Here is a 16113-nt window from a genome sequence, read left to right as displayed (position 1 = left end):
GGTAGTATGCGACGGTTTTTGCATACTGTGTTCTGAAAGCCCCTTTTTCAGAACGAAACCGGGAACCTCGTTATGGTCACTACGCTATTTAAAGATTTTCAGTTTGAAGCCGCGCATCATTTGCCTCACGTGCCGGAAGGCCACAAATGCGGGCGGCTGCATGGGCACTCTTTCATGGTGAGACTGGAAATTACCGGTGAAGTGGATCCGCATACCGGCTGGGTGATGGATTTCTCTGAGCTGAAAGCCGCGTTCAAACCGACGTGGGAACGGTTAGATCATCACTACCTGAATGAGATTCCAGGATTGGAAAACCCGACCAGCGAGGTGCTGGCGCACTGGATCTGGCATCAGTTGAAGCCGACATTACCGCTACTCAGCGCCGTGATGGTGAAAGAAACGTGCACCGCTGGCTGCGTCTATAAAGGCGAGTAATGAAGAAGTGGTGTGTAGTCTGGCGTGAAAACCCCTCTCTCACGCCGCGACTATCCATCGATAAATATCAGGCAATATTCAGGTATTTATGTGTCTGCATAGACAACCGCCAGTTACGGGCGATGCAGGTTGCAATACACAGCTTGGTCGCATCGTCTTTCTGGCTGATCGGTTGTAGCGCGATAATACGCGGCTTACCATCATCAAGCCGCGCCAGTAGCGCATCCAACGCTTCAATGTCACGCTCACGCGCCACAGGGTGTTTGATCTCATCCGCCCGTTGCAACGCCTGATCAAGCACCTTCATACCACCGCGCATATTCACTTTTGGCGATACCGTCACCCAGGTTTTAGGCGAGCAGCGCACATCGTGCGTACCGCTGGTTTCGATCTGGCAGCTGAAACCCTGTTTTTCCAGATGTAGCGTCAGCGGTGCCAAATCGTGGATGCAGGGCTCACCGCCGGTGATCACAATGTGGCGCGCCGTATAGCCTTGCTGCGTCATCAACGCCAGAATATCGTCCGCCGTCGCCGCACCCCAGGTATCGCTTTCTTCCGTTTTTACCAGCACCTGATCCAATGAGGTTTCCCGCTCTGCCAGTTTGTCCCAGGTGTGTTTGGTATCGCACCAGCTACAGCCGACCGGGCACCCTTGCAGGCGCACAAACACCGCCGGCACACCGGTAAAATAGCCTTCGCCCTGTAACGTCTGGAATATTTCATTAATCGGGTACTGCATGTTTTTCACTGTCTCGTTCACTTAAAAAGGCATTATACCCTAAATCCTCCACGTTGCAGGACGGCGGCGATGCCGTGGCAAATCTGGCGGACACATACGGTTCGGGGACAGTTGAGTAATTCGCCCCATGCGTCAATAATCAATCTGTTGTTACAATTTCGCCTGCTTTCATTACTCATTACTTACAAGGAAAAGCATCAATGAAGTTATTGAAACCGTTAGCCCTATTATTCGTCTCATGTGCCTTTGTACCTGCATTTGCTCAGGCGCAGGACATCGCGCAGATTAAAACTCAACCGGGCTATTACCGCATGATGCTCGGTCAGTTCGAAATTACCGCGCTGGCTGATGGCACCAATACCATGCCGATGGACAAGCTGTTACAGCGTACCCCACCGGAAAAAATTACCGAACTGCTGGCAGAAAAAGCGCTGACGCCGCAGGTGGAAACCTCCATCAACGCCTATTTGGTCAATACCGGCAAACACCTGATTCTGATCGATACCGGCAACGGTAAACAAAGCAATCCTACGGTCGGAAAAGTGCTGCCGAATCTGATTGCGGCGGGCTATAAACCTGAGCAGGTCGACACCATATTGATGACCCATCTGCACGGCGACCATTTTGGCGGTTTAGTGCAGGACAATAAGCTGAACTACCCGAATGCCACCGTGTATGTCAGCCAGCCTGAAGCCGATTTCTGGCTCAGCCCAGATAATCTGAAAAACGCACCGGAAAACAGAAAGGGCGCGTTCCAACGCGTGCAAAGTGCCTTTGACGCCATTCGCAAAGAGAACAAGCTGAAAACGTTCCCAGCTCAGCAGGCAACGTTGTTACCCGGCATCACCGTGATTCCGAGCCCGGGACATACGCCGGGGCATACATCGTTTCTGATTGAGAGCGAAGGCAAAAAGTTGCTGGCTTGGGGAGACATCATTCATGCGGAAGCGGTGCAGATGAGCTTACCAGCCACCACCATCAGCTTTGATTCGAATATGGATCAGGCGACGGAATCCCGTAATAAAGCGCTGGCAGACGCCGCCAGTCAGGGTTACTGGGTTGCAGGCGCTCACCTACCTTTCCCCGGCATCGGCCATGTGGGTACACGTCTGGAACGCAACGGCACCACCAACGGCTACCGCTGGCTCCCAGCGAATTACAGCGTGGCTGGGTTATCACAATAATTTCCAGGCTGCCACTCAAGCAGGAGGCCAGTCTGCCTCCTGCTCTGCAACCACCTCAGCAATTTGCTCATACACCCACTTTATCGCTGGGTTACTGTCCTGCCGAGCATGCCAAAGCGCCGAGAGCGTATACGTCGGTAACGCTAGCGGTACGGGGCTGTCGATCAGGCCATAATGCTGACACCACAGTGTCGCCAGCTTTTCCGGCACGGTAGCGATTGCCGGCGTTTGCTGCAAGATTCCCGGCAAAGCAGAGAAATGCGGCGTGGTGTAATGAATTGTCCGTACCATTCCCTGTTTTTCCAACATGTCGTCCACAATGCCATGCGCACGTTCACGGTAGGTCACCAGTAAATGACGCTGCTGGCTGTATACGGTCAAAGAAAGAGGACCCGGCAGATCAAGCTGCTCCGGATGCCACAACGCCCTGAATCCTGACGAGAGTAAGGGCTGTTGCTTCAGCCAACCTGCCTGTGAACTGGCGACGGACACCACCAGATCGACGCTGTCATTTTCCAGACGCGCCACATCCAAAAACGGATCGGTGGCCACAAGGTTGATACGTAAATAAGGGGCATGGGTTTTGAGCCGTTTCAGCAGCAGCGGCATCAACCAGATTTCCACCCAATCGGTCATTCCCAACGTAATCACACGCGAATCGGTCAGCGGATCAAACCTCTCAGGCTCACCCAGAACCGACTGTAAGTGTTCAAAAGCAGGTGACAACTGGGTCGCCAGATAATCCGCACGCGCCGTCGGGCGCATCACCTGTCCCGTACGGATAAACAGCGGATCGTCAAACAGCGTACGTAAACGCGCCAGCGCCCCGCTCACGGCAGGCTGCCCCAAATGCAGCTTATCCGCCGCTGCGGATACACTTTTCTCGCGATACAACACCAGAAATGTCACCAGCAGGTTTAAATCCACGCCGTGAAAATCATTTTCCATGATAATCAGTATCAAATTAATCAATTTGAACAATAGTACAACCAACAGAATAATCCTTCCAATCCCTGACAAGCAGGGTCACCTTCTAGGAGTACAGGATGAAAATAAATATTCTGAAGCAGACGTTATCATCGGTCGTTTTACTCGCGGGAATGCCCGTTATAGCCAGTGCTGAAGCGGTGCCTCAACTGAGAACACAGGCACCGGGTTATTACCGGATGATGCTAGGCCAATTTGAAATCACCGCCCTTTCTGACGGCACGGTCACTATTCCACTGGATAAACTGCTCACTCATATTTCCCATCAGGAAATGCTAGATCTACTGGCACAAAAGAATCTCCAGCCGCAGGTGGAGACCTCCATTAACGCGTATCTCATCAATACGGGCAAACAGCTGATACTGGTAGACACGGGAGCCGGGCCGTTGTTTGGGAAACTGGGAGGGAAATTACCCGATAACCTGCGCGCCGCTGGCTATCCGCCCGAGAAGATCGATACCGTACTGCTGACCCATATTCATGCCGACCATTCTGGCGGCGTGTCGCGTGACGGCAAACTGGTTTTCCCTAATGCCACCGTTTACGTTAACCAGAAGGATGTGGATTTCTGGCTCAATCCAGCTAACAGTGATCATGTGCGGGAGAGCGAGAAACATACGTTCGGACAATCTGAAGATTCACTGCAACCTGTGATTGCCGCCCATAGGCTAAAAACCTTCTCCGGCCAGCAGCAGCTTTTTCCCGGCATTACCGCTATACCAGCACCGGGACATACGCCGGGGCATAGCCTTTATCAGATCGAAAGTGATGGACAGAAATTGACACTATGGGGCGATACGATCCATGCCGAGGCCGTGCAATTTCCTCGCCCCATGACTACGATCGATTTCGATCGCAACATGGATGAAGCCGCAGAAACGCGTTTAACGATTCTGGCAGAGGCAGCGCGCAATAATGAATGGATTGGTGCGGCACACATTTCCTTCCCCGGTTTGGGTCAGGTCAAAGCCGTGTATGATGCTAACGGTAAACCAAACGGTTACCGCTGGCTCCCAGCGAATTACAGTATGGCGGGGCTCAAAAACTAAGGGGCAGAATGGAACGCATTACGTTGATTACTGGCGGTTCGCGCGGCATTGGCCGCGCTACCGCGTGCTATCTGGCAGAAAAAGGCCACAAGATTTGTATCGGTTACCGCACCCAGCAGGACAGTGCGAATAGCGTTCTCGACGAGATTCGCGCAAGTGGAGGAACGGCCATCGCCGTTCAGGTCGATATCGCCGATGAAGAGCAAGTTATTGCGCTTTTTAAGCGGATGGATAAAGAACTTGGTTGCCTCACCGGTCTGGTGAATAACGCCGCGATGCTTAAACCTCAAGCCACCATTGAACAGCTTGATGCCGCGCGGCTTAACGACATGTTTGCGACCAATACGGTAGGCAGTTTTCTCTGTGCAAGGGAAGCGGTTAAGCGTATGGCGTTCCGCCATGGTGGAAAAGGTGGTGCTATCGTCAATGTGTCATCCGCCGCCGCTCGGCTGGGTTCACCGCATGAATATATTGATTATGCGGCATCAAAAGGCGCGCTCGATACGCTGACCATTGGCTTATCGCTGGAAGTTGCCGATCAGGGCATTCGCGTTAACGCCGTGCGACCTGGTTTTATTTATACCGATATGCACGCTGACGGCGGTGAACCGGCAAGAGTCGATCGCATTAAACATTCGCTGCCCATGAAACGAGGTGGTCACCCGATGGAGGTCGCGCAAGCAATAGGCTGGCTGTTATCGGATGAGGCGTCTTACGTTACTGGGAATTTTATCGACCTCGCGGGCGGGAAATAGACGCAACCTATACAGGTTCCTCCCGCTTAGCCTGTCTCTTAATCACATTTATATGCAGGTTAAGAGAGGCTTTCGTGCGCCACACCACCGCCACTCTTATGCGATACCGTACACGCGCCCGACGTAGGGCGGCTCAGTCGCCGCCGCCCTACGAACCCAGGCTTCCGGCTAAATTATGCCGCTACGCGGTTCCACCGGTACCCATGCCCGCTTTTCGAGCCGCCAGCGACATGCTCCCGGCATGGCGCTGGCTTTCGCGACGTCCTGTCGCTCACTCGGCGGTCAAGCGCACCGCTGCATAATTTTCACGCCGGATAACGTCAACACCATAAAAATTATCAGCATTTGTGTATAAGAGTTCACCCTCACAGACCAGAGCGATGAGCTAATTACAGATACACCCGCAAGTATTCCGCCAGACACAGAATCGCCATTGCCTGACCGTACGGCATGGAGGTCAGCGCGATGTTGCGGTAGAAATCCAGATCGTTGCCCATCGCGGTGCCGAATGACACCTGCGTCAGTTCGCCGTCCTCATTAACGTGATGAATCACGCCGCGAATCGCTTTCTCCGCCACTTCAGCGTAGCTCGGGTCGACGTAGCGCTTGCGCACCGCTTTCAAAATACCGTAGGCAAAACCGGCGGTTGCCGAGCTTTCAAGGTACGAATTCGGATCGTCGATCAGCGTATGCCACAGGCCGCTGTCATCTTGATATTTCGCCAGCGCTGCAATCTGGCTTTCCAGCACCTGCAACAGGAAGCGGCGCGTCGCATTGTGTTCCGGCAGATCCAGCAGTTCGATAAATTCAGGAATCACGATGGTCAGCCAGCTGTTGCCACGCGCCCAGCGTGCTTTGGCGTAGTTGTGCTGCCCTTCGAACGTCCAGCCGTGGAACCACAGGCCGCTTTCGCGATCCATCAGATATTGCACATGCAGCAGGAACTGATACGTGGCTTCTTCCACAAACTCCGGCCGATTTAACAGCTTGCCGATTTTCGCCAACGGCAGCACACTCATCATCAGCGTGTCGTCCCACAGCTGCTGGTGGTTTTCGTTGTTATAAACAATGTGCTGCAAGCCCTGCTTGTCCGTGCGCGGCATTTCGTACATCACCCACTCCGCCCAGCGCTCCAGATACGGCAACCAGCGCGCATCGCCCGTTTCTTCATAGCGATAAGCCAGCGTCAGGAACGGGCACACCGTGTTCACATTCTTCGTCGGTGTGCCTTCCGCCAGACGCGCAGTAAACCAGTCGTCGATGATGGCGCGCATCTGCTCGTCACCCGTTTGCTGATAATACTGGTAAATCCCGTACAGCCCGATGCCGTGCGTCCATTCCCAACCTGCCCAGCCTTTGGTATCAATCACCCGACCATCGTCCAGCCGTAACAAGAACTCACCGGTTTTATCCTCAATATTCACCAGATTGTCGGTGATGCGGCAAATCAGCGCCTTCAGATCCTCACGGGAGATGAAGCGTTCCGGCTGACGTAAAAGCGGGCTATGTTTTACACTGAATACGGTCATAGTCATTCATCCAATTGAGTTATCAGTTAACAGGTCAATGCAGTTACGACTGCGTGGCGTGCGTGATCGGCTTGTCGCCTTTATGGCGGTTCAGGTAACCGATGTTGTTGTTGCCCCACAGCGATTCATACGGCATACCGGCCAGCATTTCGACCGTTGCCCGCGCCTGCGGCGTAATCTTCTCCGGAACAGGGCGTCCGGCTTCGCGCATTTTCAGCGTTTCTTCCCGCAGCACGCTGTGCGTTTGCAGATTGAGTTTAAAGCGCAGGGAAACCAGGAAGCCCAACGCCAGCACGCCCACGGTGCCAACGCTCAAAATCATCAGGATAGTGTGGCTGACGCCCGGAGCCTGTACGCTCTGTCCGGATACAAAGCCGGAGAGCTGTAACACCACGCCCACCAGCATCACCGCCCCTGCCTGAGAGGCTTTACGGGTCAGCGTCATAATGCCGGCGAAGATCCCTTCGCGACGCTGCGCGGTGATCACTTCATCCACGTCGGCGATGTAAGTGTAAGTGTTCCACGGCACGTAGTTGATCCCGCCACGCCCGATGCCAGCCAGCGCAGAAATCAACAACAGCAGAGAGAAGGTGTCATGCAGGCCGCTGTACCACAGAACCCCGTAAGAGAGCGCACTCACGCCAAACAGACAGACCACTAAACGGTAAGACGGCGCGGGTCCAAAACGGATACACAGCGGGATCATGCCGATCACCGCGATAAATTGCAGAATCGCCATCGTTCCCATCAGGTTCGACGCCATCGTCGGGCTCTGCATCAGCACAAAAACCACGTAGTAGGTGAACACGGCGTTAAACACGTCCTGTGCGATATACCCGCCCAGATACATACCCAGATGCTGGCGGAAAATACGAATGCGCAGTGTAGAGAGCAGTTCAACATTCAGCCGCTTCAGGCTTTGGCCTAACGTCAGAGACTGGCGCTCTTTCTCCGCCCGTAGCGACGCTTCCGACATCTGATCCCGCGGCCGTTCCCAGGTAAAGCAATACACTAGCGTCAACACCAGCGCACAAATAATGGAGAACACCAGACTCGAGTAGAAGAAAGAAACGGCGTTATCTTTGCCAAAGTAACCCAGCAAGATGCCCGGCAAAAACGCGGCTAAAATGGCGGAAAGTTGCGCCAGTGCGATACGCGCGCCGGAGAATTTGGTTTTCTGTTTGAAATCGTCGGTCATTTCCGGCACCAGCGTTTCATACGGCACCAGCACCATCGTGTAGACGATATCGAATAGCAGGTACGTCAGCAGATAGTACCAATAGCTCATATCCCCGACCCACATGAAGCTATAGCTAAACACGCAGGGAATACCGAGCAGAATAAAGAACTTACGGCGGCCAAAGCGTTTGCCTAACCACGTAGAACCGAAGTTATCGGTCAGGAAGCCCATCAGCGGGCTGACGACGGCATCGAGCACGCGCGCCATCGCAAAAATAAAGGTTGCCTCAATCGGCGTCAGGCCACAGAACGTGGTGTAAAAATAGAGTAACCAGGCGGCCGTCAGCGCCGTGGTACCAGCACCAAGAAAATCCCCTGAACCGTAGGCTAAATAGTTCGCCAAACCGATCTTACGCGTTTTCATCGCCATCCTTCCCCGAACATTTTTAGTTATGAAGGTGTCACGCTGCTACGTTAGCGCCCGGCGATAGTGAAAACCTTTGCACGCTTGCCATCCCTCGTTCCGCGCTGGCAGCACAGGGAAGATGGGTGCGATCCGCGTCAAAGATTTTATAAAAAGCCATTTTAACTGAACGAAACCCGCAGTTCGTTTATGGCGATCACAGGATGGAAGAAGGAGCGTCAGCAGGAAGAGAAGCAGCATCGCTACCGGACGCTGCCTCGTGAGGTCTTGAAAAATAACGCGCTGTGGAGCAGAGGAGAGCGCTATTCAGCGTGCTGCAAGCGCCACAGGAAGGTCTGCCGCGCATGGGCTAAACGCGGCTGACGCAGCGCGCCCGGCACCCAGGCCAGATAGTAATCCAACTGCGTTGTGCCGACAGGAGGCGGAATGATGGCAAGCTCTCCGGCATCCAGCAAATCCTGACATAAATACACCGGCATCACCGTCCAGCCAAATCCGCTGGTCAGCACGCGGCGCAGCGCACGCAGATCCTGACTCACCACGGCAGGCACCAGCCCCTTATCTTCCATACGGTTCTTCTTCAGCCAGTGATCAATCAGGGGCAATTCAAGGTCATACGCCAGCATCGGTTCCTGCGCCAACGCCTGCGGCAGATCGTCTGCCTGCAATAGCCGCTCGACAATCGCAGGTGCCGCCACCGCCTGTAGCCTCGCACTCTTTAGCAGATCGCTTTTCAGCCGCTTATCCGTTACCGGATGCGCCGTTATCCCCAAATCACAGTGCCCTTCCAGCAGCATCTGTTTAATCAAATCGCCGTCACCCGTATGCATGTGCACTCGCACGCCAGCCTCAAGCAGCGGCAATAACTGCTCCGACACCACTTCCGCCATGAAATCCGCATGACCGATAATATGCAGCGTCCCCGCGACATCCATTGATCTCGCCCGAGCAGAGGCCAGTGCCGCCTCGGCTTCATCGAGTTTATCGCCCAGATCTGCCGCCAGATCGTCTGCCGCCGAGGTGGGCGTCACGCCGTTCGCCTGACGTTCAAAGAGACGCCGCCCCACGGCGACCTCCAGTCCGGCAATGTGCTGCGACACCGCCGGCTGGGTCAGATTCAGCGCGCGCGACGCTCCGCTAATTGAGCGTTGCCGATAGACTTCCACAAATGTGCGTAGGCGAATAAGTGACATACGATACCTATAGAGACTGAGATATAAAATTATTTATACCCCTCGAATAATAATCTTGTTGGCGAGCGGATCAACCCCTGCAGTATCCTTTATCCCATCCTGAGTGACCCGGAAATCCCGGCTAACTTTCTGTTTTCTCTGGTACTCGACGAATAAAAGAGGACACAACATGTCGACACAACAATCCAAAAAGGATTTACACGCTATCCTGAATACGATGAAGCGTGCTCACATTGCATCTGGCCCCGCCGATGCCGCGCTGCGTAAAGATCGCTTACAGCGCAGCATCAATCTGATCCGTGAAAACCACGCGGCACTCGCACAGGCCATGAGTGAAGATTTCGGCCATCGTAGCCTGTATCACTCCTTCGCCGCTGATGTCGGCACGACGTTGAAGATGCTACAGAACGCCATCGACAACGTTGAGCGTTGGATGCAGCCAGAGCCTGTTGATGAACCCGCTCCCGGCATGCAGGCGTGGATTCAGCATCAGCCTCTGGGCGTGATTGGCGTAATCAGCCCGTGGAACTTCCCAGTGAACCTGTCATTTGGTCCGCTGGCTGACATTTTTGCTGCCGGTAATACCGCGATTCTGAAACCGTCAGAACTCACACCGCGTACGTCTGAACTGCTGGCGGAACTGATTGCCCACTATTTTGACCCGCTGGAATTGGCTGTGGTGCTGGGTGATGCGGAAATCGGTCAGGCATTCAGCGAACTGCCGTTCGATCATCTGGTCTTCACCGGCAGCACCGCCGTTGGGAAACATGTGATGCGCGCCGCGGCAGAGAATCTGGTGCCCGTCACGCTGGAGCTGGGTGGGAAATCACCGGTCGTGATCGATAGCAGCGCAGATATCACCGAAGCGGCTGAGCGTACGCTGACGGTGAAAACCTTCAACGCTGGGCAAATCTGCCTGTCGCCGGACTATGTTCTGCTGCCCGAAGGTCAGGAGCAGGCTTTCCGCGATGCCGCAAAAGCCTTTATGCAGAAAAGCTTCCCGACACTACAGGCGAACCCGGATTACACGTCTATCATTGCTGACAGGCATTACGATCGCCTGATTCGACTTCTGAAAGAAGCCGAGCAGCAAGGCGCAACCGTCGTCAGTCTGGCACCGGAAGGCGAAGCGCCCTACGATGCGAAAAGCCGCAAGATTGCCCCGCATCTGGTGTTCGGCGTGCGTGATGATATGACGATCATGCAGGAAGAAATTTTTGGCCCGCTGCTGCCGATTAAAACCTATCAGACAGCAGAAGAACCGATTACCTATATCAACGCGCATCCACGCCCGCTGGCAGCGTATCTGTTCAGCAACGATGACGCTATGCAGCAGCGCTTCGCTGCCAGAACAACATCCGGTGCGCTGGTCATCAACGATGTGATGACACACGTGTCTATCGACACGCTCCCATTCGGCGGCGTTGGCGCATCCGGCATCGGCGCATACCACGGCGTCCACGGATTCCGTCGTTTCAGCCACGCTAAACCGATTGTCATACAGAGTGAGGATGGCGCGTCTAACCTGACACTGCGTGCGCCTTACCATGAGAAACAAGACGCGATTGTCGCCGCCCTCAAAGGGTAATCGGCATCAATTCACCGGCTCATCCTGCAACCATAGAGAGAAAAATGATGAAAATTTTAATGGTACTGACTTCTCACGACAAACTGGGCAACACAGGCAATAAAACCGGCTTCTGGCTGGAAGAGTTTGCCGCCCCTTATTACACCTTTAAAGATGCAGGCGCCGAGATCGTCATCGCCTCCCCTGCTGGCGGCCAGCCGCCTCTCGACCCGAAAAGCGATCTGGCCGATTTTCAAACCGAGTTAACGCATCGCTTTAAAGCAGATCCGGCTACGCAGCAGGAACTGGCCAATACGGTAAAACTCGATACCGTCAGCGAACAGGATTTCGATGCCGTCTTCTATCCTGGCGGTCACGGCCCTCTCTGGGATTTGGCGGAGTCTCCCGTCTCTATCGCGCTCATCGAAGCCTTTGTACGCGCCAACAAGCCAACCGGTTTTGTCTGCCACGCACCGGGTGTACTGATTCATGTGAAAGCAGAAAATGGCGATGCCCTGATTAAAGGCCGCAAAGTGACGGGCTTCACCAACGGTGAAGAAGAAGCGGTTCAGTTGACGGACGTGGTACCTTTCCTGATTGAAGATGAATTCAAGAAACTCGGCGGGCTCTACGAAAAAGGCCCAGATTGGGCACCGTACCTTGTTGAAGACGGCAAGCTGATCACCGGTCAAAATCCGGCAAGCTCGGAAGTCGTTGCTAAAGCGCTTCTTAAGCAGTTGGCTTAACCAATACTGGCAATATGGGGGCTGTTAAGCTTATGTAGCAACAGCCCAGAGATCGCATAAAAAAATCCAGAAACGTTTTCACGCTTCTGGATTTTTAGAGTTAATCACGTTGGCGTATATCAGGCCGTTTTCTCAGCGACCTGATACGCCAGAAACACGATTACTGGCCTTTAACTTCTTTCAGGCCGTTGAATGGCGCAGCATCACCCAGCGCTTCTTCGATACGAATCAGTTGGTTGTACTTAGCAACGCGGTCAGAACGGCTCATAGAACCGGTTTTGATCTGGCCAGCCGCTGTACCTACTGCCAGGTCAGCGATGGTTGCATCTTCAGTCTCGCCTGAACGGTGAGAGATAACAGCCGTGTAGCCTGCATCTTTCGCCATTTTAATTGCAGCCAGCGTTTCGGTCAGAGAACCGATCTGGTTGAATTTGATCAGGATGGAGTTAGCGATGCCTTTCTCGATACCTTCTTTCAGGATTTTGGTGTTGGTTACGAACAGGTCGTCACCAACCAGCTGGATTTTGTCGCCCAGAACTTTAGTCTGGTATGCGAAGCCAGCCCAATCAGATTCGTCCAGACCGTCTTCGATAGACACGATTGGGTACTGTTTGGTCAGATCTTCCAGGAAGTGGGTGAATTCTTCAGAGGTGAACGCTTTGTTGCCTTCGCCAGCCAGAACGTATTTACCGTCTTTGTAGAATTCAGACGCGGCACAGTCCATCGCCAGCGTAATGTCTTTACCCAGCTCGTAGCCTGCCGCTTTTACCGCTTCAGCGATAACAGCCAGCGCTTCGGCGTTGGAACCCAGGTTAGGCGCGTAGCCACCTTCGTCACCCACAGCCGTGCTCATACCTTTAGACTTCAGAACTTTAGCCAGGTTGTGGAACACTTCAGAACCCATACGAACGGCTTCTTTCAGAGTTTTCGCGCCAACAGGCTGAATCATGAACTCTTGGATATCAACGTTGTTATCTGCGTGCTCACCACCGTTGATGATGTTCATCATTGGCAGTGGCATAGAGTATTTGCCTGGGGTGCCGTTCAGTTCAGCGATGTGAGCATACAGCGGCAGGCCTTTTGACGCAGCAGCCGCTTTAGCGGCAGCCAGAGAAACAGCCAGAATCGCGTTAGCACCAAATTTGGATTTGTTGTCGGTACCATCCAGATCGATCATGATCTTGTCGATGTTCGCCTGATCTTTCGCGTCTTTACCCACAACAGCTTGAGCAATCGGGCCGTTAACAGCAGCAACGGCTTTCGTTACGCCTTTGCCCAGAAAACGGGATTTGTCACCGTCACGCAGTTCCAGCGCTTCGCGAGAGCCAGTAGAAGCTCCTGATGGCGCAGCAGCCAGACCTACAAAACCACCTTCCAGATGAACTTCCGCTTCAACAGTTGGGTTTCCGCGTGAGTCGATGATTTCACGGCCGATGACTTTAACAATTTTGGACATTAGATTTTCCTCAGTACAAGTTAAACTAAAACTTTAGACAGAACTAAAACCCTAGACGAACAACGCGCGATAGCGATCGCGCGTTGCTGATATAACTCTTACTTCACCTGACGCTTCTGGTATGCGCCAGCGGCTTTCACAAAGCCGGCAAACAGGGGATGTCCATCTCGCGGCGTTGATGTGAATTCCGGATGGAATTGACAGGCAACGAACCAGGGATGATCGGGTAATTCAACAATCTCCACCAGTTTGCGGTCGGCGGAAAGACCAGCAACCCGTAATCCCGCCGCTTCAATCTGTTTCAACAGCATGTTGTTCACTTCATAACGATGACGGTGACGTTCGATAATCGTCTGCTCACCGTACATCTGACGCACCAGACTGCCTTCGGTCAGATGGCATTGCTGCCCGCCAACGCGCATGGTGCCGCCCAGATCGCTGGCTTCATCACGGACTTCAACATTGCCGTTCTCATCACGCCATTCCGTGATCAGCGCAACCACTGGGTACTTACATTCTGGCACAAACTCCGTTGAGTTTGCGCCTTCCATTCCGGCAACGTTACGGGCAAATTCCATTAATGCGACCTGCATCCCCAGGCAAATGCCCAGATAAGGGATATGGTTCTCACGGGCGTAACGCGCCGCCATGATTTTCCCTTCGACGCCGCGATAGCCAAAACCGCCCGGAATCAGGATAGCGTCTAAATCTTTCAATACATCGACACCACGGGTTTCGACATCCTGCGAGTCGATCAGCTTGATATTCACCGTCAGGCGATTCTTCAAGCCACCGTGTTTCAGCGCTTCAATCACGGATTTATAAGCATCCGGCAGCGCAACATATTTGCCGACCATACCGATCGTGACTTCACCGCCCGGATTTGCTTCTTCGTACACAACCTGTTCCCATTCTGACAGGTTTGCTTCAGGGCAGTTCAAGCTGAATCGTTTACAAATATAATCGTCCAGCCCCTGTGATTTCAATAGCGACGGGATTTTATAAATCGAATCAATGTCTTTAAGGGATATTACTGCTTTTTCCGGCACATTACAGAATAAAGCAATTTTTGCACGCTCATTGGCAGGCACCGTGCGGTCAGAACGGCAAATTAGCACATCAGGCTGAATACCGATGGAAAGCAGTTCTTTAACGGAGTGCTGTGTCGGCTTGGTTTTCACTTCGCCCGCCGCCGCCAGATACGGTACCAGCGTCAGGTGCATAAACAGCGTGTGCTCGCGGCCGACTTGCACTGCCATCTGCCGAATCGCTTCAAGGAACGGTAAGGATTCGATATCACCGACAGTTCCGCCGATTTCGACCAGAACGACATCATGGCCTTCGCCACCTTCAATGATGCGCTCTTTAATCGCATTAGTGATGTGCGGGATCACCTGAATGGTCGCGCCCAGATAGTCGCCACGGCGCTCTTTGCGCAGGACATCAGAGTAGATACGGCCAGTGGTGAAGTTGTTGCGGCGCGACATTTTAGTGCGGATGAAACGCTCGTAGTGACCCAAGTCCAGATCGGTTTCGGCGCCGTCTTCGGTGACAAAGACTTCACCATGTTGCGTCGGGCTCATCGTGCCCGGATCCACGTTGATGTACGGGTCCAGTTTCATGATGGTAACGTTGAGGCCACGGGCTTCAAGAATAGCCGCCAGAGAGGCTGCGGCAATGCCTTTACCCAGAGAGGAAACGACCCCGCCGGTCACAAAAATATAATTAGTTGTCATGCTGAACCTGAGAGTTTAGGTTTAAAGACGATGGAAGTACCAAGACGGGAAAGTAGTATACCTGAACCTGATGAACGCCACAAATGTTCGTTTTACACAATGTGACGATTCCAACACACGTGCAGACGAGGTGAAACCACTCTCACCCCGACTCACAATCACTTTAAAAAACAATAAAATAAAAACCTTAAAATCAATAAAAAACAATCTTATCGATAAAAATAGATTAATGGCTGATTTCCTGTTTTTTCACCTGCTGCCATGCGGCTTCCATTTCATCCAGCGTTGCCTGTTCCAGCGTTTTTCCCGATGCCGTAACGATTTGTTCTACCTCACGAAAACGTCGAGTGAACTTACGATTTGCCGCCTGTAACGCCGTCTCAGCCTTGTGTCCCAGATGGCGAGAGAGATTGACTATGGCGAACAATAAATCACCAATCTCTTCACCTAATTTTTCTTCATCGACAACAGCTTGCCGCGCTTCAAACATCACCTCATCGATCTCTTCATACACTTTATCGAGCACCGGCCCTAGGCTGTCCCAATCGAAGCCAACTGACGCACAACGCTGCTGAATTTTTTGCGCTTTCATCAACGCAGGCAGCGCATCAGGAATATCATCCAACTGGGAATGACGATCTTTCTCCGCCCGTTCCTGTGCTTTTGTCTGTTCCCAATTTGCCAGCACGGCATCACTGTCCGTCAGCGTCATCTCCCCGAAAATATGCGGGTGGCGGCGTTCCAGCTTATCGCTGATGGCGTTACACACGTCGGAGAAATCGAACAGGCCCTTTTCCTGCGCCATTTGCGCGTAAAACACCACCTGAAACAGCAAATCCCCTAACTCACCGCGCAAATCATCAAAATCCTGACGGCTGATCGCATCCAGCACTTCGTATGTTTCTTCCAGCGTATAGGGCGCGATAGTGTTAAACGTCTGTTTTTTGTCCCATGGACAGCCATTTTCAGGATCGCGTAGGGTTTTCATGATGGCGAGCAAACGCTCTATGGGAGGGACATTCGTCAAAGATACGGTCATAATATTCCTGAAAATCAAAAAATTATTTTTTACGAGGATAGCAGACAAGCCGGAGAGGTTTCGTGCGCGATGCACTCCAACGATCATTTCCACAA

14 protein-coding genes are annotated in these 16113 nt (G+C 53.0%); 6 read left to right on the top strand and 8 right to left on the bottom strand.

Going from position 1 to position 16113, the window contains the following annotated elements:
• Positions 1 to 72: 72 nt before the first annotated feature.
• Positions 73 to 435 carry a 6-carboxytetrahydropterin synthase QueD gene (gene queD, locus H0247_RS05850; protein WP_015841518.1) on the top strand — a complete coding sequence of 121 codons (363 nt, stop codon included), beginning with the start codon at positions 73 to 75 and terminating at the stop codon, positions 433 to 435.
• Between the two features lie 67 nt (positions 436 to 502).
• Here queD and queE read toward each other — a convergent pair whose 3' ends face one another.
• Complete coding sequence (queE, locus tag H0247_RS05845) at positions 503 to 1174, bottom strand: 7-carboxy-7-deazaguanine synthase QueE (RefSeq protein WP_180741686.1); 672 nt, start codon at positions 1172 to 1174, stop codon at positions 503 to 505.
• A 200-nt stretch (positions 1175 to 1374) separates the two neighbouring features.
• Here queE and H0247_RS05840 point away from each other — a divergent pair, with 200 nt between their 5' ends.
• Complete coding sequence (locus tag H0247_RS05840; protein WP_180741685.1) at positions 1375 to 2358, top strand: MBL fold metallo-hydrolase; 984 nt, start codon at positions 1375 to 1377, stop codon at positions 2356 to 2358.
• 15 nt (positions 2359 to 2373) lie between these two features.
• On the opposite strand, the gene H0247_RS05835 is transcribed toward H0247_RS05840, so the two are convergent.
• On the bottom strand, positions 2374 to 3306 hold the full coding sequence (locus H0247_RS05835; RefSeq protein ID WP_180741684.1) for a LysR family transcriptional regulator: 933 nt from the start codon (positions 3304 to 3306) through the stop codon (positions 2374 to 2376).
• 98 nt (positions 3307 to 3404) lie between these two features.
• Here H0247_RS05835 and H0247_RS05830 point away from each other — a divergent pair, with 98 nt between their 5' ends.
• Positions 3405 to 4394 carry an MBL fold metallo-hydrolase gene (locus H0247_RS05830; RefSeq protein ID WP_180741683.1) on the top strand — a complete coding sequence of 330 codons (990 nt, stop codon included), beginning with the start codon at positions 3405 to 3407 and terminating at the stop codon, positions 4392 to 4394.
• An 8-nt stretch (positions 4395 to 4402) separates the two neighbouring features.
• Positions 4403 to 5149, top strand: coding sequence for an SDR family oxidoreductase (locus tag H0247_RS05825; RefSeq protein ID WP_180741682.1), 747 nt, complete (start codon positions 4403 to 4405; stop codon positions 5147 to 5149).
• A gap of 389 nt (positions 5150 to 5538) precedes the next feature.
• Here H0247_RS05825 and H0247_RS05820 read toward each other — a convergent pair whose 3' ends face one another.
• The 3 genes from H0247_RS05820 to H0247_RS05810 form a co-directional block, all read right to left on the bottom strand.
• Positions 5539 to 6678: a glycoside hydrolase family 105 protein gene (locus H0247_RS05820; protein WP_180741681.1), complete on the bottom strand. Its 1140-nt coding sequence runs from the start codon at positions 6676 to 6678 to the stop codon at positions 5539 to 5541.
• Between the two features lie 43 nt (positions 6679 to 6721).
• Positions 6722 to 8281, bottom strand: coding sequence for an MFS transporter (locus tag H0247_RS05815; RefSeq protein ID WP_180741680.1), 1560 nt, complete (start codon positions 8279 to 8281; stop codon positions 6722 to 6724).
• Positions 8282 to 8583: 302 nt separating this feature from the next.
• The gene (locus tag H0247_RS05810; RefSeq protein WP_180741679.1) at positions 8584 to 9474 is read right to left on the bottom strand and encodes a LysR family transcriptional regulator; all 891 of its coding nucleotides are present in this window, start codon (positions 9472 to 9474) and stop codon (positions 8584 to 8586) included.
• A 169-nt stretch (positions 9475 to 9643) separates the two neighbouring features.
• Here H0247_RS05810 and H0247_RS05805 point away from each other — a divergent pair, with 169 nt between their 5' ends.
• Entirely contained in the window at positions 9644 to 11062 is a 1419-nt protein-coding gene (locus H0247_RS05805; RefSeq protein ID WP_180741678.1) for a coniferyl aldehyde dehydrogenase, read from the top strand.
• Between the two features lie 47 nt (positions 11063 to 11109).
• Positions 11110 to 11787 carry a type 1 glutamine amidotransferase domain-containing protein gene (locus H0247_RS05800; RefSeq protein WP_180741729.1) on the top strand — a complete coding sequence of 226 codons (678 nt, stop codon included), beginning with the start codon at positions 11110 to 11112 and terminating at the stop codon, positions 11785 to 11787.
• 160 nt (positions 11788 to 11947) lie between these two features.
• Here the strand turns inward: H0247_RS05800 and eno are convergent, their stop codons facing one another.
• From eno to mazG, 3 genes are all read right to left on the bottom strand, one after another.
• Complete coding sequence (gene eno / locus H0247_RS05795; RefSeq protein ID WP_180741677.1) at positions 11948 to 13243, bottom strand: phosphopyruvate hydratase; 1296 nt, start codon at positions 13241 to 13243, stop codon at positions 11948 to 11950.
• Between the two features lie 98 nt (positions 13244 to 13341).
• Positions 13342 to 14979 (bottom strand): glutamine hydrolyzing CTP synthase, encoded by a 1638-nt coding sequence (pyrG, locus tag H0247_RS05790; protein ID WP_180741676.1) that lies wholly within the window; start codon positions 14977 to 14979, stop codon positions 13342 to 13344.
• 226 nt (positions 14980 to 15205) lie between these two features.
• On the bottom strand, positions 15206 to 16018 hold the full coding sequence (gene mazG / locus H0247_RS05785; protein WP_180741675.1) for a nucleoside triphosphate pyrophosphohydrolase: 813 nt from the start codon (positions 16016 to 16018) through the stop codon (positions 15206 to 15208).
• Between the last annotated feature and the right edge of the window lie 95 nt (positions 16019 to 16113).

Source organism: Pectobacterium sp. CFBP8739 (assembly GCF_013449375.1).
Taxonomy (GTDB): domain Bacteria; phylum Pseudomonadota; class Gammaproteobacteria; order Enterobacterales; family Enterobacteriaceae; genus Pectobacterium.
This window is presented reverse-complemented; position numbering and strand designations above follow the sequence as displayed.